This is a genomic window from Sulfitobacter delicatus (genome assembly GCF_900102535.1).
GTDB classification, from domain to species: Bacteria; Pseudomonadota; Alphaproteobacteria; order Rhodobacterales; family Rhodobacteraceae; genus Sulfitobacter; species Sulfitobacter delicatus.
Map to the genome: position 1 here is coordinate 86516 of NZ_FNBP01000010.1, position 23243 is coordinate 109758.

19 protein-coding genes are annotated in these 23243 nt (G+C 62.3%); 14 read left to right on the plus strand and 5 right to left on the minus strand.

Going from position 1 to position 23243, the window contains the following annotated elements; translation table 11 throughout:
- On the minus strand, nt 1-2346 hold the full coding sequence (locus BLS57_RS15645) for an aldehyde dehydrogenase family protein (RefSeq protein WP_093743650.1): 2346 nt from the start codon (nt 2344-2346) through the stop codon (nt 1-3).
- A 44-nt stretch (nt 2347-2390) separates the two neighbouring features.
- A complete protein-coding gene (gene deoC / locus BLS57_RS15650) occupies nt 2391-3404 on the minus strand; it encodes a deoxyribose-phosphate aldolase (protein WP_093743651.1) in 1014 nt (337 codons plus the stop codon).
- A 175-nt stretch (nt 3405-3579) separates the two neighbouring features.
- On the opposite strand from deoC, the gene BLS57_RS15655 reads away from it, so the two are divergent.
- The 12 genes from BLS57_RS15655 (at nt 3580) to BLS57_RS15710 (ending at nt 16670) form a co-directional block, all read left to right on the plus strand.
- Nucleotides 3580-4569: a metal ABC transporter solute-binding protein, Zn/Mn family gene (locus tag BLS57_RS15655; RefSeq protein ID WP_093743652.1), complete on the plus strand. Its 990-nt coding sequence runs from the start codon at nt 3580-3582 to the stop codon at nt 4567-4569.
- Nucleotides 4570-4572: 3 nt separating this feature from the next.
- On the plus strand, nt 4573-5364 hold the full coding sequence (locus tag BLS57_RS15660) for a metal ABC transporter ATP-binding protein (protein ID WP_093743653.1): 792 nt from the start codon (nt 4573-4575) through the stop codon (nt 5362-5364).
- A complete protein-coding gene (locus tag BLS57_RS15665; protein ID WP_093743654.1) occupies nt 5361-6566 on the plus strand; it encodes a metal ABC transporter permease in 1206 nt (401 codons plus the stop codon). Before BLS57_RS15660 ends, BLS57_RS15665 begins: the two co-directional genes overlap by 4 nt.
- Nucleotides 6563-7492 carry a metal ABC transporter permease gene (locus BLS57_RS15670; RefSeq protein ID WP_093743655.1) on the plus strand — a complete coding sequence of 310 codons (930 nt, stop codon included), beginning with the start codon at nt 6563-6565 and terminating at the stop codon, nt 7490-7492. The genes BLS57_RS15665 and BLS57_RS15670 overlap by 4 nt, the downstream gene beginning before the upstream one ends.
- A gap of 295 nt (nt 7493-7787) precedes the next feature.
- Nucleotides 7788-9659, plus strand: a complete 1872-nt coding sequence (gene mutL / locus BLS57_RS15675) for a DNA mismatch repair endonuclease MutL (protein WP_093743656.1) — start codon at nt 7788-7790, stop codon at nt 9657-9659.
- Nucleotides 9656-10900 (plus strand): DNA recombination protein RmuC, encoded by a 1245-nt coding sequence (locus BLS57_RS15680; RefSeq protein ID WP_093743657.1) that lies wholly within the window; start codon nt 9656-9658, stop codon nt 10898-10900. Before mutL ends, BLS57_RS15680 begins: the two co-directional genes overlap by 4 nt.
- The gene (locus tag BLS57_RS15685; protein WP_093743658.1) at nt 10901-11914 is read left to right on the plus strand and encodes a pyridoxal-phosphate dependent enzyme; all 1014 of its coding nucleotides are present in this window, start codon (nt 10901-10903) and stop codon (nt 11912-11914) included.
- A 143-nt stretch (nt 11915-12057) separates the two neighbouring features.
- Nucleotides 12058-13362, plus strand: a complete 1305-nt coding sequence (locus BLS57_RS15690; RefSeq protein ID WP_093743659.1) for an NAD(P)/FAD-dependent oxidoreductase — start codon at nt 12058-12060, stop codon at nt 13360-13362.
- A complete protein-coding gene (locus tag BLS57_RS15695; RefSeq protein WP_093743660.1) occupies nt 13359-14147 on the plus strand; it encodes a DUF1365 domain-containing protein in 789 nt (262 codons plus the stop codon). Before BLS57_RS15690 ends, BLS57_RS15695 begins: the two co-directional genes overlap by 4 nt.
- Nucleotides 14144-15379: an MFS transporter gene (locus BLS57_RS15700; RefSeq protein WP_093743661.1), complete on the plus strand. Its 1236-nt coding sequence runs from the start codon at nt 14144-14146 to the stop codon at nt 15377-15379. Before BLS57_RS15695 ends, BLS57_RS15700 begins: the two co-directional genes overlap by 4 nt.
- A complete protein-coding gene (locus BLS57_RS15705; protein WP_093743662.1) occupies nt 15376-15942 on the plus strand; it encodes a DUF3833 family protein in 567 nt (188 codons plus the stop codon). Before BLS57_RS15700 ends, BLS57_RS15705 begins: the two co-directional genes overlap by 4 nt.
- The gene (locus BLS57_RS15710) at nt 15939-16670 is read left to right on the plus strand and encodes an SDR family NAD(P)-dependent oxidoreductase (protein WP_093743663.1); all 732 of its coding nucleotides are present in this window, start codon (nt 15939-15941) and stop codon (nt 16668-16670) included. The genes BLS57_RS15705 and BLS57_RS15710 overlap by 4 nt, the downstream gene beginning before the upstream one ends.
- Before the next feature lie 2 nt (nt 16671-16672).
- On the opposite strand, the gene BLS57_RS15715 is transcribed toward BLS57_RS15710, so the two are convergent.
- The 3 genes from BLS57_RS15715 to BLS57_RS15725 are packed head-to-tail and all read right to left on the minus strand — an operon-like array spanning nt 16673 to nt 19018.
- Complete coding sequence (locus BLS57_RS15715; RefSeq protein WP_093743664.1) at nt 16673-17728, minus strand: saccharopine dehydrogenase; 1056 nt, start codon at nt 17726-17728, stop codon at nt 16673-16675.
- Nucleotides 17725-18348: a glutathione S-transferase family protein gene (locus BLS57_RS15720; protein WP_093743665.1), complete on the minus strand. Its 624-nt coding sequence runs from the start codon at nt 18346-18348 to the stop codon at nt 17725-17727. The genes BLS57_RS15715 and BLS57_RS15720 overlap by 4 nt, the downstream gene beginning before the upstream one ends.
- Before the next feature lie 19 nt (nt 18349-18367).
- On the minus strand, nt 18368-19018 hold the full coding sequence (locus BLS57_RS15725; protein WP_093743666.1) for a histidine phosphatase family protein: 651 nt from the start codon (nt 19016-19018) through the stop codon (nt 18368-18370).
- Nucleotides 19019-19180: 162 nt separating this feature from the next.
- Between BLS57_RS15725 and fdhF the strand changes: the two genes are divergently transcribed.
- Both fdhF and BLS57_RS15735 read left to right on the plus strand, forming a co-directional pair.
- A complete protein-coding gene (gene fdhF / locus BLS57_RS15730; protein ID WP_093743667.1) occupies nt 19181-21940 on the plus strand; it encodes a formate dehydrogenase subunit alpha in 2760 nt (919 codons plus the stop codon).
- Between the two features lie 102 nt (nt 21941-22042).
- A complete protein-coding gene (locus BLS57_RS15735; protein ID WP_093743668.1) occupies nt 22043-23236 on the plus strand; it encodes a Zn-dependent hydrolase in 1194 nt (397 codons plus the stop codon).
- Nucleotides 23237-23243: the final 7 nt, after the last annotated feature.

Sequence of the window (23243 nt, forward strand, 5' to 3'; positions counted from 1 at the left end):
TTATTCGCCGTAAGGCACCCAGATGTTCTTCACCTCGGTCGCGGCCTGCAAGAATTCACGCCCCGCGCCTTCGGCCCCGAACCAATCCCGCGCTATGCCGTGGTTGACCCAAGTGCGCTTAATATTGCTTGCCGCGCCCTTTTCGACGATGCCCGACAGCTCCGCCGCGCCAAAACACCAGACCGCATCCAAATCCATATGCCGCGCCATCGGCTCGGCCAGATCTGCTTGCGGCCCGGTCAGGATGTTGACCACACCCGCCGGCACGTCCGAGGTCTCCAAGACCTGCACAAAATCCGTCGCCGCCAGCGGGAAGGCTTCACTGGCCGAAAGGATCACCCGGTTACCCATGGCAATCGCGGGCGCAATGCAAGAGATCAGGCCAAGCAGCGGCGCCTCATTTGGGCAAAGCGCCCCGATCACGCCCACCGGCTCTTTCATCGCCAGCGCCACCCCGCGGATCGGCACGCCATGCACCTGACCGTCATATTTGTCGGCCCAAGCGGCATAGGTGAACAGCCGATCAATGGCAGTATCGACCTCCTTGCGGCCCGTCTTGGTCCCCTGCATCGCATCCAACCGCGTGGCAAATTCATCGCCCCGCGCGGCGAGGTTCTCGGCAATGTAATACAGGATCTGCGCCCGCAGGTGCCCGGTGGTCTTGGACCACCCCTTGGCCGCCTGCGCGGCCTCAACCGCGTTGCGCACGTCCTTGCGGTTGGCGAGGCTGACATGCCCCAAAAGCCCGCCCGACTTGCCCCAGACTGGCGCCGAATAGCCGCCATCGGGCCGCGCCTGTTTGCCGCCAATATAGAGCTTCGCGGTGCGGTCGATGCCATCTTCCGGCCCGCCTTCACCTGAGAACGGCTCAATTTCCTTTAGCGGCTTCTTCGCGGTCTTGGGCTTGGTATAACCCGCCAAACCTTCCCAGCCGCCCTCACGGCCAAAGCCGCTCTCACGCTTGCCACCAAAGCCTGCGGCCGCGTCCATCATATTGGTGCCATTGACCCAGACGATCCCAGTCTCAAGCTGCGGCGCAATATCAAGCGCAAGGTTCACATTCTCAGTCCAGACCGTCGCCGCCAAACCGTAGCGCGTGTTGTTGGCCAGTTGCACCGCTTCAGCAGGCGTGCGGAACGTCGTCGACACCAGAACCGGCCCAAAGATCTCTTCCTGCATCAGCGTATCAGCCGGGTTCAGCCCGGTGATCAGCGTCGGCGGATAGAAACAACCGTTCGCTGGCATCTCCCCCGGCGTCACAAAACGCTCACCCGCAGTATTGGCCTCCACCATCTCGCTCACGCGCTTGTATTGCACCGGATCGACCAGCGCGCCCACGTCGTTGCTCTTGTCCAGCGGATCGCCAATGCGCAGCTTCTCCATCCGGGCGCGCAGCTTGGCATAGAAACGATCAGCCACCGGCTCATGCACCAGCAGACGCGAACCAGCACAGCAGACTTGGCCCTGATTGAACCAGATCGCATCGACCAACCCTTCGACGGCACTATCGAGATCAGCGTCGTCGAACACGATGTAAGGCGACTTGCCCCCCAGCTCCAAGGTCAGCGCCTTGCCGGAACCGGCCGTGGCCTCGCGAATGCGGCGGCCCACGGCGGTGGAACCGGTAAAGGCGATCTTGTCGATGTCCTCGTGGCCCACGATCATCTCGCCCACAGCCCCATCACCGGTGACGATGTTCACCACACCCTTCGGCAGTCCGGCCTGACGGCAAATATCCGCAAAAAGCAGCGCCGTCAGCGAAGTATATTCCGCAGGCTTCAACACCACGGTATTGCCCATCGCCAGCGCCGGTGCGATCTTCCACGCCAGCATCAGTAGCGGAAAGTTCCACGGAATGATCTGCCCGCACACCCCAAGCGCCTGCGCATCGGGTAATTCGCTTTCCATCAGCTGCGCCATGCCAGCGTGATAGTAAAAATGCCGCTGCGCCAAAGGTACGTCGATATCGCGCGCCTCGCGGATCGGCTTGCCGTTGTCCAGCACCTCCAACACTGCAAACAGCCGCGCATGTTTCTGCAACAGCCGCGCCAGCGCATAGATATGCCGCGCCCGGCCATGGCCGCCCAGCTTCTCCCACTTCGGCTGCGCCTTGCGCGCTGCCTTCACCGCGCTATCAACATCACCCTGTGTCGCCTGCGTCAGGCTGGCCAGCACCTCACCCGTCGCCGGGTTGCTGCTGTCAAATCCCTTACCCGGCGCGGTGAAAGCGCCATCAATGAAATGACCAAAACGCCCGCCCTGATCCACGATCCACGCCAGCGCATCTGCCGCCGATTCCGGGGCTGGCCCGTATTCCATGCTCTCAAAAATCTCGGACACGCTCATGCCTTCATCCTTTTCCAAATACCGTCCCGCAGCCTGCAACAGGCTCAGGAGGTCGCGTGGCGGTAGCCCGCCGAATAATTACCAGTGACATGGTACTCCAACTGCCGCTCTATATCGCCCAAGAGCGAGGACGCGCCAAAGCGGAACAGGTCAGGCTGCAACCAGCGGTCGCCCAGCTCTTCCTTCATCAAAGCAAGATAGGTGATCGCATCCTTGGCCTTGGAAATCCCGCCCGCGGGCTTGTAACCCACGCGCACGCCGGTGCGCTCGTAATACTCGCGGATTGTACGGATCATCACGAGGCTGACGGGCAGGGTGGCGTTGACGCTCTCCTTGCCGGTGGAGGTCTTGATGAAGTCCGCCCCCGCCATCATGCAAACCAGTGACGCCCGCGCCACATTGCGCAGCGAACCCAATTCGCCGGTGGCGAGGATCGCTTTCACATGTGCATCCCCACAGGCCTCGCGAAAGGCGCGCATCTCGTCATAAAGCGCCTGCCAGTCGCCCGACAGGACATGCCGCCGAGAGATCACGATGTCGATTTCAGTCGCGCCTGCTTCCACGCTCATTTCAATCTCACGTATGCGCAGTTCCAGCGGCGATAGCCCGGCGGGAAAGCCCGTCGAGACAGCGGCAATCGGAATATTGGTGCCTTCCAGCGCTTTGCGCGCGGCGGGGATCATCTCGTGGTACACACAAACCGCGCCTGTGGTGATCGGCCCCATGCCGAGCGCGTCAAGGATTGCGGGGGCAACAGGCTGGCGTGCCTTGGCACAAAGACGCTCGACCCGGCGAGCAGTGTCATCGCCAGAAAGCGTTGTTAAATCAATGCAGGTTACGGCGCGCAGGAGCCACGCGGCCTGATGCGCCTTCTTCAATGATCGGCGTGCGGGCAGGGCGGCGGCGCGGCGCTCAATGGCTGAGGTGTTCGCCTGCACCGAGCGCACCCAGTTCATATCAAGCGGCATGGGCTCAACGCGGGCTTCGGTTACCTGTGGCAGGTGTCCGGAGGTGCTGGTCGGGGCTTGCGTGCCCTGCGAGGTATTCTGGGTGGCCATCGGGTCTCTCCGCTTTGGTCAGACGGGCAAAGTGCCATGCGGGACGGGGCAAGGCAAGCGAAGCTAACCTCGCGTCATGGCCTCTTTGCCCAAAAACTAGGCGACATTCCGAAAGCGTTAATGCGACTCACTCGCAACTGTTGACTTAGTTGAGAATGAGTCGCATATAGGCGTCATGAAACATGCAAATGATCCGTTCCGCCCAACACGTCGCGCCGCTTTGATCGGAGGATTGAGTGGTCTCGCACTGCTGGGATCAGCGCCCCTGGCCCTTGCGTCAGAGACGCTCAACGTCATTGCCACAACAGGGATGATCGCCGATGCTGCCCGGCGGGTGGGCGGTGATCTGGTTGAAGTTCGCGCTTTGATGGGGACGGGTGTCGACCCGCACGGCTACCGCCAGACGCGGAGCGACATCGTAGCCCTTACGCGTGCTGATCTGGTGCTGTGGCACGGGCTTTATCTTGAAGCCCAGATGGAGCGCTTCTTTGAGGACCTTAGCCGTAAACGTTCTGTGGTCGCCGTGGCTGATTCCTTGCCAAAAGACACTTTGTTGAGCCACCCCGACTATGAAGGTCGTTTCGATCCGCACGTCTGGATGGACCCGGAAACATGGATCGCCGTGGTCGATGAGGTCACCCGCGCATTGAGCGAGGCGCGACCGGACGGGGCTGAGAGCTTTGCGCGCAATGCCGATGCCTACAAAATTGAGCTAAAGCAGCTGGCCACCTATGCCGCAGAGGTGGTAGCGCAGGTTCCCGACAGCCAGCGTGTGCTGGTTACCGCCCATGACGCCTTTAGCTATTTTGGCCGGGCCTTTGGGTTTGAGGTGATCGGCATTCAAGGCATCTCAACCAACAGTGAGGCCGGATTGAACCGGATCTCGGCGTTGGTTGACGAATTGGTCGACCGCAAAATCGGCGCGGTTTTTGTCGAGACCTCCGTTTCTGATCGCAATATGCGCGCACTGGTGGAAGGTGCCGCCGCGCAGGGACATGAGGTCAAGATCGGCGGGTCGCTCTACAGTGACGCGATGGGCGAGCCCGGCAGCTATGAAGGCACCTATATCGGCATGATTGACCATAACGTCACCACCATCGCCCGCGCCCTCGGTGCCCCGGTGAATGCAGGCGGGATGAATGGTAAGTTGACACAGGGAAGCTGATCTATGACCCTCGAACTCGCCAGCAGCCAAGAAACCGTCGCCCCTCGCGCCGAAAGCCCGCTTGCCGTACGAGGCATGACCGTATCCTACGGGCAGAAACCAGCGGTTTTCTCTGTCGATATGACAGTGGAGCCGGGCAAGATGACAGCAATCATCGGGCCCAATGGCGCGGGGAAATCCACGCTTTTGAAAGCCGCGCTTGGCATTCTTACGCCACTGGCGGGCACGGCCACCGTTTATGGCAAGCCAGTCGAACAACAGCGCCACCGCATCGCCTATGTCCCGCAACGCGCCAGCGTGGATTGGGATTTCCCGACCCGTGTGGTTGATGTCGTGCTGATGGGGCTCTACCCGCAATTGGGTCTTTTGGGCCGCATACGCCCGGTCCATCGTGCGCGCGCCGCTGACTGTCTTGCCCGCGTGGGAATGGAGGATTTCGCCACCCGGCAGATCGGCCAGCTTTCGGGCGGCCAGCAACAACGGGTGTTCCTCGCACGCGCTTTGGCGCAAGACGCCGATCTTTATCTCTTAGACGAGCCCTTTGCCGGGGTCGACGCCGCGACTGAGAAGGCAATCATTGCGGTGCTCAAATCCTTGCGTGATGCGGGCAAGACGGTCGTCGCCGTGCACCATGACCTGTCCACCGTGCCCGAGTATTTTGACAATGTCTTCCTAATCAACACCCATCGCGTTGCCGAAGGCCGTGTCGAAGAAGTGTTCCAAGCCCATCACCTGCAGGACGCCTATGGCGGGCGCTTGGCCGGGGCGCAGATGGATGCGTTGCAACTGTCATGATCTGGGAAGCCCTATTTCTGCAGTTAGGCTATAACGCCACGCTGGTGACGTTAGGGGCTACGCTGTTGGGCATGGCCGCCGGCGTCGGCGGCACGTTCCTGTTTTTGCGCAAACGCGCATTGGTCAGTGATGCGATCTCTCATGCGACGCTGCCTGGGGTGGCGCTCGCCTTTATGGTGATGGTCTCCTTCGGCGGTGACGGGCGCAATTTGATCGGCCTCTTAGCTGGCGCAGCGCTCTCGGCGGGGGCGGGGTTGTTGCTGGTCTCGTGGCTGAGCAACCGAACGCGGCTGGCGGAAGATGCGGCAATCGGCTCGGTGCTGTCGGTCTTTTTTGGTCTGGGCATTGTCTTGCTGACTGTCATCCAAACCATGAGCGCGGGGCGGCAGGCGGGGCTCGAAGACTTCCTGCTCGGCTCCACCGCCGGGATGCTGCGCAGTGACGCGCTGATCATCGCGGTGGCGGCGGCGTTGACCTTAGCGCTGGTGCTCTTGCTGCGCCGACCGCTGACGCTCGCTTCGTTTGATCCCGAATATGGCACGGCCATTGGCCAGAACGTGCCGCGCACCGATCTGGCGATGATGGGGCTCGTGCTGGCCGTGACGGTCGTGGGGCTCAAGATCGTCGGACTGATCTTGATCGTCGCACTGCTCATCATTCCGCCCGTCACCGCCCGGTTTTGGAGCGAGCGGACCGATCATGTGGTGCTGATCTCCGGGACGCTTGGCGGAATCGCTGCATATATCGGCGCGGCGCTCTCTGCGGCGCAGCCGAACTTGCCGACCGGGCCGATCATCGTTCTGGTGGGGTTCGCGCTTTTCGCCCTGTCGCTGTTGCTGGCCCCCGGACGGGGTGCGCTTTCGGCCCTGTTACGCCACCGCCGCTACCAGCGTCGGGTGCATCTACGCCAAGGGCTGCTGGCGCTGGCGCATGGTCAACCGATCTATGAACAACGCACCCTGCGTTTGCTGCGCGCCGAGGGCTATGCCCTGCCAGATGGCGTCGCCACGCAAGCAGGCCGGGGCCGGGCGGCCAAGGCATTGCGCGATGAGACCCGCTGGCAGTTGATCCGCAGCGACCCGGCCTATAAGGCGGCGGCCCAGCAATATGACGGTCTGACGCCGATTGAGACGGTGCTCACCACCGACCAAATTCGCGAAATTGACAGCCGCATCGATCTACGCGGCGGGGTGATGGCATGAGCGGTTCTGAATTTGTCCCCCTGTCGCTGGTGCCGATGTTGATTGGTATTTTCGTGGCCGTGGCCTGTGCTCTGCCGGGGAATTTCCTCGTCCTGCGGCGCCAAGCGCTCATCGGTGATGCGATCAGCCATGTGGTGCTGCCGGGGATCGTTGTGGCCTTTCTGCTGACCGGCATGGTGACGACTTGGCCCATGCTGCTGGGCGCCGCTGGAGCGTCGATCATCGCCGTGCTTGCGATTGAAGGTGTGCGCCGTTTGGGCAAAATCGAGTCCGGTGCGGCGATGGGCGTGATCTTTACCGCAATGTTCGCCGGGGGCGTTCTGCTGCTGGAGCAATCCGACACCAGCAATGTGCACCTGGACGTCGAACACGCGCTTTACGGCAATCTCGAAAGCCTGATCTGGTTGGACGCCACCGGCTGGGCGTCATTGCTGGACCCCGAGGCGCTGGCAACCATCCCGGTGGAACTGCCGCGCATGGCGGTCACCCTGCTTTTCGTCGCGCTTTTTACCGCGCTGTTCTGGCGACCGCTCAAAATCAGCACCTTTGACGAAGGATTTGCCCGCACCATCGGTTTGAAGACCGGGCCTTTGGGCCTTGGTCTTGTCATCGTCGCCGCAATTGCCGCCGTGGCGGCCTTTGATGCCGTGGGCAGCATTATCGTCATCGCCATGTTCATCTGCCCCCCTGCGGCGGCACGCATGATGACCAATCGGTTGGAGCATCAGATCGCGTGGTCGGTGCTGTTTGCGACACTGGCGGCGGTGGTGGGCTATGTCTTGGCGGGATACGGGCCGCTTTGGATTGGAATGCGGGATTCGGTGTCGGCGGCGGGGATGATTGCGACAGTCTCGGGCGTAATCCTAGGGTTTGCAGCGGTTTTTGGCCCGCATCGTCACCGGGGCGCCGCGGCCCCCGCAGCTTAACCGAATCACAACGATTCGTTTTTTGCGCAACTGATTCGCTTTTGCTTTGACCTGTGATTCGCTCTGCGTCTATACAGGGTGCAACCTCCCCCGGAGAACTGCTGTACCCGGGTCGCCCGCCGCTCTGATAAGACCGGAATAACAAAAGCACCAGTGCGCCGAGTAGACGACCCATGAGCGGATCGCCCCAGCATTGGCGGCGGTCCGCTGACTTATCCCGACCCCTCTGATAAGCGTTCACCACGCCCCATTCGCATCTGGCAGAATCGGCGCAGCCCATGCTAGGTTTTGCGGTATGGCCACACCGAACCCCAATATAAGCGAAAATCGCCCCATTATCCGCCAGTTGGATGATTCCGCGATCAACCGCATCGCCGCAGGCGAGGTTGTCGAACGTCCGGCCTCTGCCGTGAAGGAACTGGTGGAAAACGCCATCGACGCGGGGGCGCGGCGGATCACGGTGGAATACGCCGACGGCGGCAAGACGATGATCCGGGTAACCGACGACGGCTGCGGCATCGCGCCTGACGATCTGTCGCTGGCCCTGTCGCGCCATGCGACCTCCAAGATCGATGGGTCGGACCTGCTGAACATCCACACTTTCGGCTTTCGCGGCGAAGCGCTGCCGTCGCTCGGCGCGGTGGGGCGTTTGAGCATCACCAGCCGGGCGAGCGGCTATGACGGCGCAGAAATCACCGTCGACGGGGGCCGCATGGGCGAGGTGCGGCCCGCAGCACTCAACAGCGGCACCATCGTCACCCTGCGCGATCTGTTCTTCGCCACCCCGGCGCGGCTCAAGTTCCTGCGCACCGACCGAGCCGAAGCGCAGGCCATCGGCGATGTCATCAAACGGCTTGCCATGGCCGAACCCTTCGTGCGCTTCGTGCTGCGCGATGTGTCGGGCGACGGCAAAGGCCGCGACGTCTTCCGCGCCGAGGCCGAGCAGGGGGACCTGTTCGAGGCGTTGCATGGCCGTTTGGCGCAGGTCTTGGGCCGCGAGTTTGCCGAGAATGCGCTGCCCATTGATGCGATGCGCGAGGGGCTGCACCTCACCGGTTTCGCGGCACTTCCGACCTATTCGCGTGGCTCTGCGGTGGCGCAGTATCTCTTCGTCAATGGCCGCCCGGTGCGGGACAAGCTGCTGACCGGGGCGCTGCGGGGGGCGTATTTCGATTTCCTCAGCCGAGACCGCCACCCGGCGGCGGCGCTCTTTGTCGAATGCCCGCCGACCTTAGTGGATGTGAACGTCCACCCGGCCAAATCCGAGGTGCGTTTCCGCGATCCGGGGCTGGCCCGCGGGCTGATCGTCTCGGCCCTGCGCCATGCGCTGGCCGAAGCCGGGCACCGTGCGTCGACCACCGTGGCGCAGGCGACGCTGGGCGCGATGCAGCCTGAACCGCAGGGCGCGCGGGTCTATCAGATGGACTGCGCCGGGATGGAGCGCCCCAGTCCCGCCGCACGCGAGGCCGCCTATCAGGCGCAGGCGCCGGGATTTGCTGAGACCGCTGGCGTTTGGGGCCGGGTCGAGGGCACGCCGATGTCTGATGCCCCGGCTGCCGAAGCGGCGTCCGAAACGCCAGCGCCGGACTACCCCCTCGGCACGGCCCGCGGGCAGGTGCATGAGAATTACATCATCGCGCAGACCGCCAATGGCATGGTCATCGTGGACCAACACGCGGCGCATGAGCGCTTGGTCTATGAAAAGCTGAAACGCCAGATGAACGACAACGGCGTCGCAGCACAGGCGCTGTTGATCCCCGAGATCGTAGAGCTTTCCGCAAATGACTGTGCGCGGCTGCTGGAGCTTGCCGACGACCTTGCGAAGCTGGGCCTTGGCGTTGAGGCCTTCGGCGGCAGCGCCATCGCGGTCCGCGAAACCCCTGCGATCCTCGGCACGGTCGACGCCCGCGCCCTGATCCTTGATGTGCTGGACGAGTTGGACGACGGCGACAACAGCAACATCGTGCAAGCCAAGATCGAAGCGATCCTGAGCCGCGTGGCCTGTCATGGCTCGATCCGCTCAGGCCGCTGGATGCGCGCCGAAGAGATGAACGCCCTGCTGCGCGAGATGGAGGCGACGCCCCATTCCGGCCAGTGCAACCACGGGCGGCCCACCTACGTCGAGCTTAAACTGGCTGACATCGAACGGCTTTTCGGGCGGACTTGATGGAGCTTGGCGGCACGACTTTGAACCTGTCGGACCCCCTGACTCTCGCAGCGCTCGCGGGGGCGGGGCTGCTGTTCTTTATCGTCATCCTGCTCATTATGGCGGTCCGCGCCGCTGGCCGCTCGGCCCGCGTGGCGGCCCCTTTGGCGCAGCAGATGCGCATCCTTGGGGGGCATGTGCAGCAGTTGGGGCAGGGACAAGAGCAGTTGCGCGGCGGCTTGCAGATGGTCTCGGACACGCAGACCAACACCCAAGCGCAGATGATGCAGAGCATGGAAGCACGGCTTGCGCATGTGCAGCAGCAGATGCAGGACCGCTTGGCCGACAACGCCGCCCGCTCGGCCCGCTCGCTGGCCGAGATGCAGCAGCGTATGACCGAGACGCTGCATGGCTCGTCGAAACGCACCACGACCAGCCTGACGCAGCTACAAGAACGGCTCGCCTCTATCGACAAGGCGCAGGACAATATCACCAAACTCTCGGGCGATGTGCTGTCGCTGCAAGACATCCTGAGCAACAAGCAAACGCGCGGCTCCTTCGGTGAAATTCAGTTGCGTGACATCGTGTCCAAAGCCCTGCCGAGCGACAGTTATTCGCTGCAAGCCACGCTCAGCAACGGCAAACGGCCCGACTGCCTGATCCACCTGCCCAACCCACCGGGGCCGATCGTGATCGACAGTAAATTTCCGCTGGAAGCCTATGAGGCGCTGCGCCGGGCCAAGACCGAAGGTGAGACCCGCGCCGCCGCCCAGCAGATGAAAACCGCCGTGCGGGTGCACCTGAACGCCATTGCCGACAAATACATTCTTGAGGGCGAGACCGCTGAGGGCGCATTGATGTTCCTGCCGTCTGAAGCCGTCTATGCCGAGCTGCACGCGAACTTCCCCGAACTCGTCCGCGAAGGCTTTGAAAAGCGCGTCTGGATCGTCAGCCCGACCACCTGCATGGCCACGCTCAACACCATGCGCGCGATCCTGAAAGATGCGCGAATGCGCGAACAGGCAGGCGCGATCCGCCGCGAATTGGGCAATCTGAACAAGGATGTCGAGCGGTTGGCGATGCGGGTGGGCAACCTCGACCGCCACTTTGGTCAAGCCCGCCGGGATGTCGAAGAGATCAAGGTCAGCAGCGAGAAAGCCGCCAAACGCGCAGGCCGTCTGCATAATTTCGACTTCGAAGAACTGGCCGAAGAGCAAAGTGAGGCTATTGTTCCCCTAAGGACACCCGAAGGGAACGGCTAAATGGACGACGTGGATATTACCGGCATGACGCTGGAGGCGATGCAGACGCGGGCGGCCGCTCTGCGCAACGATATCCTCCAGACGCCGGTGGTTCCGCTTTTCTCTTCGATGGTGAGCGATGTGCTGGACGGGGCTCATGTCGCGCTCAAGCTGGAGTGTTTCCAGCATACGGGCACGTTCAAAGCCCGTGGGGCGCTATCGGTGGCGCGCAGTCTTGACGATGACACCCGTGGGCGGGGCATCACAGCGGCAAGTGCGGGCAACCATGCCATCGCTGCCGGTTGGGCCGCCGCCAAACTGGGCATCAGCGCCAAAGTCGTGATGCAAGACAACGCCAACCCTTTCCGCGTCGACCTCGCCCGTGCCACCGGGGCCGAGGTGATTATGAAACCGCCGGGGGCCGAGACCTTTGCCGGAGCCGAGCGCTTGGTGCGCGAGGAGGGGCGGATCTTTATCCATCCATTCGAGGGGTTGCACACGTCGCTCGGCACCGCCGGGGTGGGGTTGGAGCTGATGGCGCAGGTGGCCGATCTGGATGCGGTTGTGGTCTCTGTCGGTGGCGGCGGGCTGATCAGCGGCGTGGCCGCAGCGGTCAAGGCGGTCAATCCGGCGTGCCGGGTGTATGGCGTGGAGCCCGAGGGCGCTGACAGCATGTCGCAAAGCCTTGCCGCCGGGGCGCCGGTGACCCTCGACAGGGTCGATACCATCGCAGACAGCCTCGGGCCGCCGATGGCGCTGCCCTTCGGCCATGCGCTTTGTGCGGTCTATGTCGATGACGTGGTGACGGTGAGCGATGACGCGATCTGCGCCGGAATGGTGGTGCTGCAACAGGCCGCAAAACTGGCGGTGGAGCCTGCCGCCGGGGCTGCGATGGCCGGGGCGCTTGGGCCGTTGCGCGGGCATTTGGCCGGGCGGCGCGTGGGGCTGATTGTCTGCGGTGCGAATATCGACACCGATAGCTATCTGACCCAATTGGCGCGGGGTCAGGCGGCTTTGCCCGATCTGCTGTCCTAGCGATCCTCCCGCCTTTCCTCGCGCGCGCCCACTGTGCCCGCGACTTCCCAAAAAATTTCTACCACCCGCTGCAACTTTGGCCTCGCTTGGCCCGTGTGTGAACCAGACTTTCCGACCTCGGACCAAGATAGGACAACGCCTCAATGCCATTTGAAGCCATGAACGACATGATCCAGCCCCGCAAAGTCGCCGTGATTGGCGGCGGCATTTCTGGCATGGGGGCGGCGCATATGCTGGCGCCGACAGACAAGGTGACGCTGTTTGAATCGGGCGCACGGATCGGGGGCCATGCGCGGACGGTGATCGCGGGCAAGAACGGCGACCAGCCCGTTGATACCGGGTTCATCGTGTTCAACTACGCCAATTATCCGCATCTGGCCGCGCTGTTCGAAGAGTTGGACGTGCCAGTGGTAAAGTCGAACATGAGCTTTGGTGCGTCCATTGATGGCGGACGGTTGGAATATGCGCTGACCAACTTCAACGCAGTCTTCGCCCAAAAGCGCAATATGTTCAGCCCACCGTTTCTGCGGATGCTGCGCGACATTGTGCATTTCAACAAAAACGCGCTGGAGGTGTCCCGCGATACATCGCTGACCATTGGCGCGTTCCTCGATCGGCTCGGTACGGGTCGTTACTTCCGCGACTTTTATCTTTCGCCGCTGTCTGGCGCGATCTGGTCCACGCCGACGGAAAAGATCATGGATTTCCCGGCCCATGCGATGGTCAACTTCTTTGAGAACCACGCGCTGCTCAACTACACGGGCCAGCATCAGTGGTACACGGTTGAGGGCGGCTCGCGGCAATATGTCGACCGTTTGGAGGCCGCGTTGCGGGCCAATGGTGTGGCTCTGCGGGTGAACACCCCGGTGCAGGCCGTGCGCCGCACGCCGCAGGGGGCCGAGGTCCGTGCTTGGGGCGGTGAATGGGAGGTCTTTGACGAGGTGATCTTTGCCACCCATTCCGATGACACGCTGGCGATGTTGGCCGATCCGACCGAAGCAGAGCGACGGGCCTTGGGCGCGATCCGCTATCAGCCCAACGATATTGTGCTGCATGCCGATGAAAGCATCATGCCCAAGCGCCGCTCTACTTGGGCCTCATGGGTCTATACCGAGGATCGGCAGCAAAAGTCGGACCGGATCGACCTGACCTATTGGATGAACTCCTTGCAGCCGATCCCCGAAAACGACCCGCATTTCGTGACGCTCAACACCAAGCGGACGATCCGCGAAGAGTTGATCTATGACCAAGTGACCCTGCGCCATCCGGTCTATGACCTCGGCGCGCTGGCCGCACAGGATGATGTCCGGGCGTTTAACGGGGATCATAATACATGGTTCTGCGGCGCATGGATGCGGCATGGGTTCCATGAGGATGGGCTGTCGAGCGCCGTCGATGTGGTCGAGCGGATGCGGACCCGGCGGGCGGCACCATTGGCGGCAGAGTGACGGCAAGGGTCGATCATATCCGCGGGCAGACCTTTCACGGGCGCAAAGGTGCCGTGGAAAACCGCTTTCGCTATTCGGTCGACTATGTGCTCTGCGATGCCGAGGCGACCGAGCTTGCCGCGCCCGCGCTTTTCACGCGCCATGGGCCGGGGCTGACCAGCCTGCAAGACAGCGACCACGGCGGCCCGCCGGGGCAGGGGCGCGGGGCGGTTTGGGTGCGCGAGGTGCTGGCGGCACATGAAATTGATGGTGTCGCGCGGATTGGGCTTTTGGCCCAGCCTCGCGTGTTAGGTTATGTCTTCAATCCGGTAAGCTTCTGGCTCTGCACCCGCGCTGACGACGCGCTGATTGCTGTAATCGCTGAGGTGACTAACACCTATGGCGACCGGCATTCCTACCTTTGCCACCATCCCGACATGCGGCCCATCACGCCCGAAGATCGTCTTAAAGCCGCCAAGCTGATGCATGTTTCCCCCTTCCAAGATGTGTCGGGCGGTTACGTATTTCGCTTCGACATCAATGCCGAGCGTATTGGTATTTGGATCGACTTTACCGATGGCGAGAACGGGTTGATCGCGACGCTGACTGGCCCCCGCGCACAGCTCACGAATGGTCGCATTCTATGGTCGCTCCTACGCCGCCCCTTTGGCGCGCGGCGGGTGCTGGCGCTGATCCACTGGCAGGCGCTGAAGCTTTGGATCAAACGGGCCGGGTTTAGGACTCGTCCCGAGGCACCGCGTACCGAGGTCTCGCGCGACAGCGCCCACGGTCACGCAAGCAGATGAGCGCCCGGGCCGCCAGACTGCCCGCCTATGCGCTCTTTGCCGCACTGCTCGCGGCGGCTGGCCTGCCCATCTACATCCATGCACCAAAATTCTACGTCGATGAATATGGCGTCTCCCTGACCGCACTCGGCTCGGTGCTTTTTGGTCTGCGCTTGCTCGACGTGGTGCAAGACCCGGCGCTCGGGTGGTTGGCACAGGCATTGCGGGCGTGGCGCGGCGTGGCGGTTGCCGTTGCCGCGATCTTTATGGCGGTCGCCATGCTCGGGCTTTTGGCCGTGCCTGCGCCGATAGACCCGGTGCTGTGGTTCGCGCTGATGCTAACGGTGGTCTTCTCCTGCTTCAGCTTCCTGACCATCTGCTTCTACGCGCAGGGGGTCGCTAAGGCTGACGCTCTACCGGGTGCTGGACATCTGGCCCTGGCCCGTTGGCGCGAGACTGGCGCGCTGCTGGGCGTCTGCGTGGCCTCGGTGGCGCCTTTGCTGTTGGGCATGGCGATGGCGCGCCCATTCACGGGATTCGCCGTTGGCTTTGCCGTGCTAGCGGTTGCTGCGGCATTAGCCATGCGGGGTGAATGGCGACCCACGGCAACTTCGGTGGTAGGAGGGTTCGGCACGGTGTTGCGCGACGCATTGGCGCGGAGGTTATTGCTGATCGCCTTGGTCAACGCAGCGCCTGTGGCGGTGACCTCGACGTTGCTTCTGTTCTACGTCGAGCTGGCGCTGGAGGCGCCGGGCTGGGAAGGGCCGCTTCTGCTGTTGTTTTTCCTTGCGGCCGCGGGCGCGGCCCCCCTGTGGGGTATGCTGGCGGAGCGCTATGGAGCGCGGAATGTGCTGCTGGCAGCGATGTGCCTTGGCATCGTTGCTTTTGGAGGGGCATTGCTGTTGGGGCCGGGCGATGTGGGGCTCTTTGCGCTGGTCTGTTTGGCATCGGGCGCCGTGCTTGGGGCGGACCTGACCTTGCTGCCTGCGATGTTCGCGAGCCGGATGGCAAAGATTTCCCCCTCGGCTGCAGAGGGCTTTGGTCTCTGGTCGTTTGTTTCAAAACTGACCTTGGCTTTCGCCGCCATAGCCCTACTTCCCGCGCTGGAAGGTGCAGGGTTGCAGACCGGCCCCGGCGAAAGCAGTGACGCGGCTGTCAGCCTGTTGATCTGGTTCTATGCTGGTGTACCCTGCGCCCTGAAACTGTTGGCAATCGCCCTGCTCGCCACCGCGCAACCCATGGAGCAACCGTGACCGAACCGCTGATTTTCATTGCTGCAGGGCTTGGTCTGGGGATTCTGCTGACCATCCTGCGCCGTCGCTTTGCGGAGTTTCACGGCCAGGAGCCGAGCGACTATGTCGATGCCTTCCCCCAGTTCGACTTGCGCCTGCATCTGCGCGACAAAATGATCTGCGAGGGTGTGATCTTTGGCCCGCTGGGCCGGGTTACGAGCAGCTTTACCGCGATCTTCAACGTGACTTGGAATGGCAAGGTGGCGACCGTTGCCGAGAGCTTTCGCTACAATGACGGCACGCGGCAGGAGCGGGAATGGACGGTGACGCTAGGCGAAAACGGCCATTTCACCAGCACCGCGCCTGATGTCGTGGGCGAAGGCCAAGGGGTTCAGGCCGGGCCTGCCTTGCAGTTGCGCTACCGCATTCGACTGCCCGAGGCGCTTGGCGGCCATGTCCTTAACACCGTCGACTGGATGTATCTGACGCCCGAGGGCACCATCGTCAACCGCAGTCAGTTTCGCAAATTCGGGGTGAAGGTTGCCGAATTGGTCGCCACATTAAGACCGGAGGAAGACCGATGAAAGAATGGCAGGGCAAGAGATATTGGCTGGTCGGGGCCAGCGACGGGCTGGGCGCTGCACTGGCACATCAGCTTAGCCGCAGTGGCGTCGAGGTCATCCTGTCTGCCCGCTCAGAGGATAAACTTGCCAATCTGGTCGCAGAACTTCCGGGGCGCGCGCGCTACCGAGTCATGGATGTGACCAGCGAGGAAGATATCGCCGCTGCCGTCGCCGAGATCGGAGAGATCGATGGGCTGGTCTATCTCGCCGGCGCCTATTGGCCATTTGGGGTGAAGGAATGGGAGGCGGATCATGGGGTGACCATGGCCGACGTGAACTTTACCGGCCTGATGCGGGTGCTGGGGCAGGTGGTGCCAACGATGGTGACCCGGGACCATGGGCATATCGTGATTACCTCGAGCCTAACCGCCTATCGCGGGCTGCCCGGGTCTATTGGCTATACGGCCTCCAAGGCAGCGACACTGTCGCTGGCGGAATGCATGCATGCTGACCTGCGCAAGACTGGCGTGCAGGTGCAGGTTATTAACCCCGGATTCATCAAGACGCAGTTGACCGACAAGAACGACTTCAAGATGCCCTTCTTGATGGAGCCCGAGAAAGCCGCCCGCGAGGTCTATGAGCATATGTGCGGCGACAGTTTTAAGCGCGACTTCCCCTATGGGTTCTCACTGCTGTTCCGCATGGGCCGCTTCCTGCCGGACTGGCTCTATTACAAGCTGTTCTCCTGACCTCAGACCTTGGCCACATGTTCGGCATAGAGATCGCGGGCGCGTTGCCAAACGGGGTTCTCTCGTTCCGGTAGCGTTAAAAGCGTGTCGAGCAATTGCGCGGCAAAGTCCTCGGAACTTTCGAGCGGCAGCATTGAGGGCAGGTTGTCGATGGCCATAACGTCCAACGGCGGATCCTCATGCACCCGCAGGGCAGGCGCCTCCCATGTCGTGGCTCGGTCATAGACCTGTACCGGGTTGAACGCGCTATCTGGGTCGCAGGCGATGTCGCCAATAACCCGCAGCGCTCGGTCTGCTTCAGGCGCATCCGGCCGCACGAAAGGCGGCGTTTCGGCATTTGCTAGGATGCAATTGAAGAAATAGGCATGGTCTAGGATTTCGGGGAAGGGTCCGCCATGAGCGGTCTCTTTCATGTCCCAGCCGGTGACGGGGATGCCCATGGCTTCGCACAGATCAGTTGCCCCACGCCCCACACGGCCCAGCGCTCCGATGACCAGAGCGCGGTCTTCGGCGGCGTCCACTTCTGCCAACTCCTCTGCCAAAGCAGCTTTCAACGCCTCGGCGTCCGGGAATGGCTGCACTGGGCCGCAGACTTCCCCGCGCAACTGCGCGATGCGGCATTTCACGGCGACCGCGGCCCCGGCAAAACCTGCCCAATAGCCAAAGGCCGCGACGCGGCGGCCATTATCATCGGTCAGATACTCCAGATCCAGCAATGTGCCGCCACCTGCTTTGAAGCGCTGCAGCAATTTCTGACCCGAGGCTTGGCCCTTATAGGCATGACCGAACATTATGTGGGTATGCGGCAGCGGCGTGCCGTCTTCGGGCAGTTCTTTCAAACCGAAAATCACCGCATCGCGCGGCGCATCCGGCCAGCTGTGCGCCGGAACAATCTCGCAGCCAGCTTGCTTATAGGCGGCGGTGGGAAGCACGCGGCTGTCGCTTTCCTCGACACTCACCTTCATCCCTGCCGCAATCAACTGCGCGGCGCCCTCGGGCGTGAGCCCGGTGCGGGTCTCATTCGCGCGTTGCTCGGCGCGCAGCCAAAGATGGGTCATGCGAGCATTCCTTTTTCCCGCACCGCCTTAACGCTTGCGCGGTTTTCCATCCGGTCGGCAAAGGCGTCGAGTTTGGGGAAGTCCGCGCGCTCCACACCGTCCCCTGCCAGCCAACCCGACACAACAAAGAGATACGGGTCGGCCAAGCTCACAGCATCGCCTGCGACGTAGTCGCCCTGAAAGGCGTTGTCCTCAATGTAGCGCGCGCAATCTGCCATGGTCTGTGGCACCTTGGCCTTCATGTCGTCAAAGCTCGACTGATTGTCGGCCCAGCGGTGGCCGCGCATTTTATGGGCGTGTGCCACATGCATGGTCGATGCAAGGTAGTACATCACGCTGCGCATATGGGCGGCGGCTTCGGGATCGGCGGGAGCCAACCCTGCCTCGGGCGCGACTGCCGCGACATAATCAAGCAAAGCGCCCGTTTCAGTAAGTGTGGTCCCCTCTGCGGTTTCCAACGCAGGTACGCGCCCCTTGGGGTTGATCGCAAGATACTCGGGCTTGGTCTGCGCGGCGCTGGCAAAGTCGACCTTGACTGGCTCGTAGGCCAGCCCCGCCTCTTCGAGCGCAATGGCGACCGCTACAGAGATCGTGCCGGGCGCGTAATAGAGTTTCAACATGGCGGGGCCTTTCGTTGGATCACATATGGGTTTGGGCGATGCGCCGGTCGGGCCGTTCAAGATGCGGCACAGCATTGAAAAGAACTGGAGACCAATGGCCGCCGATCGGGAAGAGCCGGTGCATCGAAGTATGCATGATCGCCAGCGCAAGCCGTGCCATCGCCGGGATGCCCACACCCATCGCCTGCGCCATAGCGAGCGAGATCAGCCCGCCCGAAGTCACCACCAGCGCTGGGCCTTCGCCCTCGGCAATTTCGGCCAGCGCAGATTGGACGCGGTTCTCGAAAGATTCATAAGTTTCGGGCGTGTCCGCCAGCTTGCCGGCTTTCCAATAGTCAAAGACTTGGGGCAGATGATGCACAAACTCGCCCTGTTTGGGGAAAGGCACCTTGTGCTGTTGCTCCATGAGATTGGCGAGGGTGAAATATTCCAGCTCGTTCAGCCGCGGGTCTTGGATCGGCTTCAACCCGGTGTTCATCGCCTCCGCTGTTTCAATATGCCGGGTCAGCGTGCCGGTATAGAGCCGCGTGTGGTAGCTCTCGCTTTCCTGCAGATGCTCGCCCAGCCAAGCGGCCTGCTCGTGGCCCAGAGGGCTCAGTTTGTCGTAGCTCAACTCATCTTTGGCGGTCGAATTGGCTTGGCCGTGGCGGATCAGTGTAATGTGGGACATGCAGCAACTTTCACTATTCGCCACAGTGATAGGCCAGCTTGTCAGACCATTCAAACGCAATGCGAATGCAGGGCGTTTCTTGGGCCCCGCATGTCGGGAATGGCCCCTGACATCCCCCGGTTTTGCTTATAGATTGACCACAAGTTAGCGGGGGAGGCTGCCATGGCTGGGACAATTACATTTACGCTCGACGGGCAGGCCGTTGAGGCCGAGGCGGGCATGACCATTTGGGAGGTCGCCAATGGCCGCGGCCTCAAGATCCCCCATCTGTGCCACAAACCCGCTCCCGGCTACCGCCCCGACGGCAATTGCCGCGCCTGTATGGTCGAGATCGAGGGCGAGCGCGTGCTGGCGGCTTCCTGCATTCGCGAACCGGCAGAGGGTATGGTGGTGACCACCAACAATGCCCGCGCTGAGAGCGCCCGCAAGATGGTGATGGAGCTACTGCTGGCCGACCAGCCTCCGGAAGAGGTTGCCCATGACAAATCCAGCCACATGCGCGAGATGGCTGCGCAGAGTGGTGTCGAGGCCAGCCGCTTCCCTGCGCTGGAAAAGGAGCGCATCCCGCTCTTGGACGACAGCCATGTGGCCATGCGCGTGAACCTTGATGCCTGTATCCAATGCAACCTCTGTGTGCGGGCTTGCCGCGAAGTGCAGGTCAACGATGTGATCGGCATGGCAGGCCGGGGCCATGATGCCTACCCAGTGTTTGATATTGATGATCCGATGGGCGCTTCGACCTGCGTGGCCTGCGGCGAATGTGTTCAGGCCTGCCCCACCGGCGCGCTGATGCCCGCCAGTGTGGTGGATGAGGCGCAGGTAGGAGACTCTGCGGATTATGACAGCGAGGTCGACAGCATCTGCCCATTCTGCGGCGTCGGCTGCCAGATTTCGCTCAAGGTAAAGGACAATAAGGTCAAATATGTCGAGGGCATCAACGGCCCCGCTAATGAAGGGCGGCTCTGCGTCAAAGGGCGTTTCGGCTTTGACTATATCCATCACGATCACCGGCTGACCAAACCGCTGATCCGTCGCGACGATGCGCCCGCCAAGGGCCTGAACGTCGATCCCGGCAACTGGGGCGAGGTTTTTCGTGAGGCGTCATGGGACGAGGCGCTGGACTTTGCCGCGCAGGGTCTCAAGGGGCGCGGGCGCGAGGTTGCGGGCTTTGGCAGCGCCAAATGCACCAATGAAGAAGCCTATCTGTTTCAGAAGATGATCCGGCAGGGTTTCGGCCACAACAACGTCGATCACTGTACGCGGCTGTGCCATGCGTCATCGGTCGCGGCCTTGATGGAGAATGTCGGATCGGGCGCGGTAACGGCGACGTTCAACGAGATCGAAAACGCCGATGTGGCGATCATCATCGGCGCGAACCCGGTCGAGAACCATCCCGTTGCCGCGACCTACTTCAAACAATTCACTAAACGCGGCGGCAAGCTCATCGTCATGGATCCGCGCGGCGTGGGTCTGCGGCGGTTCGCGTCGCATATGCTACAGTTCCGCCCCGGCACCGATGTGGCGATGCTCAACGCGATCATGCATGTGATCGTTGAGGAAGGGCTTTATGACGAGCAATATATCAAAGCCTATACCGAGAATTGGGAGGCCGAGAAGGCGCATTTAAAAGATTTCAGCCCCGAGAAGATGGCCGCCGTGTGCGGCATTGAGGCCGAAGTGCTGCGCGACGTTGCCCGGACCTTTGCCGGGGCCAAAGCGGGGATGATCTTCTGGGGCATGGGTGTGTCGCAGCATATCCACGGCACCGACAATTCGCGCTGCCTGATTTCCCTTGCGCTGATGACGGGCCATGTTGGCCGCCCCGGCACCGGGCTGCATCCGCTGCGCGGGCAGAACAACGTGCAGGGCGCGTCGGATGCGGGGCTGATCCCGATGTTTTTGCCTGACTATCAACCGGTTGAGGACGACGGCGTGCGTTCGGCCTTCACCGAGCTCTGGGGCAGCGAGGATTTCAGCGCCGAAAAGGGGCTGACCGTGACCGAGATCATGGATGCGGTGCACGACGGTGACATCAAGGCGATGTATGTGCTGGGCGAAAACCCGGCGATGTCGGACCCCGACGTGGACCATGCCCGTGATGCGCTGGCAAAGCTCGACCATCTGGTGGTGCAGGATATCTTCCTGACCGAAACGGCGAACTATGCGGACGTGATCTTGCCTGCGAGTGCTTTTGCCGAGAAGTCTGGCACCGTGACCAACACCAACCGACAGGTGCAAATGGGCCGTGCCGCGGTGACGCCCCCCGGAGAAGCACGCGAGGATTGGTGGATCGAGGTCGAACTGGCCAAACGGCTGGGGCTGGGCTGGGACTATGAGAGCCCGGCGGAGGTCTTTGCCGAGATGAAGCGCAACATGGCTTCGCTCGACAACATCACATGGGACCGTCTGGCGCGTGAGAATGCGGTGACCTACCCGTCGCTGAGTGAGACTGACCCGGGGCAGGCGATTGTCTTTGGCGACGGTTTCCCCCGGCCCGAGGGGCGGGCAAAGTTCACGCCCGCCGCGATCGTGGCACCTGATGATGTGCCCGATGCCGCCTATCCGATGATCCTGACCACGGGGCGGCAGTTGGAGCATTGGCACACTGGCTCGATGACGCGGCGCTCCAAGGTTTTGGATGGGCTGGAGCCGGAGGCGAATTGCTCGCTGCACCCCTCGACGTTGCGGCGGCTTGGGGTCTCCCCGGGCGGGCAGGTGCGGCTGAGCACCAAACGCGGCAGTATTGAGATCATGGCGCGCGAGGATCGCGCCGTGGCGCCGGATATGGTGTTCTTGCCCTTTGCCTATGTCGAGGCGGCGGCGAATATCTTGACCAACCCGGCGGTTGATCCTTTTGGCAAGATCCCGGAGTTTAAGTTCTCGGCGGTGAAGGTTGAGGCGGCACCAGTTGCGGCGGAATGACCGGCGGATAAAGGAGCGCCTGCGGCGCGCATGATTTTGAGGGGATGAGGGACGCTGTCCCTCAAACTCCCTGAAGTATTTGGAACCAGAAAGAGAAAAGACATGAAGATTGATGCGGCGCGGTTTTTGAAAGACTTGCACGATTTGCGCGCGATTGGCGCGGCTGGCGTGGGTAAGGGCGTGGTGCGTCCGGCCTATTCCGAGGCTGATATTGAGGGGCGGGCATGGATCGCCGGTCGCATGCGCGCGGCGGGGCTGCGGGTTGAGATGGATGCGATGGGCAACCTTTTTGGTTTGGCGGATGGGCCGTCGATCCTGATGGGGTCGCATTCTGACAGCCAGCCTGAGGGCGGCTGGCTTGATGGGGCTTTGGGCGTGATCGCGGCGCTGGAAGTGGCGCGGGCGGCGCAGGAGGCTGGTGGGCCTGCGGTCTCTGTCGTGTCCTTTCAGGACGAAGAGGGGCGATTTGGTGTGACCACCGGGTCGGCGGTTTGGTCGGGGCAGTTGGATCAGGATGCGGCGGATGCCCTAGAGGATGACGCGGGCGTGCCTTTGGGTGAGGCGCGTAAGGCTATGGGGGATATGGTCACCGGTCCGGTCGATCCGAGCCAGTTCACCGGGTATATCGAGTTGCACATCGAGCAAGGGCCGACGCTGGACGATAGTGGCGAGCAGATCGGTGTGGTCAGTGACATTGTCGGCATCCGGGACATGAAAGTAACCTTCAAGGGCCAGCAGAACCACGCTGGCACTACGCCGATGCAGGTGCGTAAGGATGCGTTTCAGGCGGTGTCGGAGTTCAACACGCTGCTGAATGACCGACTGCGCAATGTGGTGACGCCGACCACGGTTTGGACCATTGGGCATGTCAGTCTGCACCCCAATGCCTCGTCGATTGTGCCGGGCAAAGCGGTGTTTTCCATGCAATGGCGGGACGGCGACAGTGACCGTCTGGCGCGGATGGAGGAGATCATTCGCGAGACAGCGGATGAGGTGGCGAAGTCCCGCGGGATGGAGCTGTCCTATAGCACGATGCTGGGGCTTGAACCGGTGGCGATGGATGCGCGGTTGCGGGATGCCTTGGCGCAGGGGGCCGACGTGGTCGCGCCGGGCAAGTGGCGCAAGATGCCGTCGGGCGCTTTGCATGACGCGACCAATGTGGCGCGGCTGATGCCGGTGGCGATGCTCTTCGTGCCATCGATCAACGGGATCAGCCATGCCTTTGAGGAAGACACGGGCGAGGATGATCTCGTGGCCGGGGTCAAGGTTTTGGCAGAGGCGGTGGCGGCGCTTTGAGCGCCGC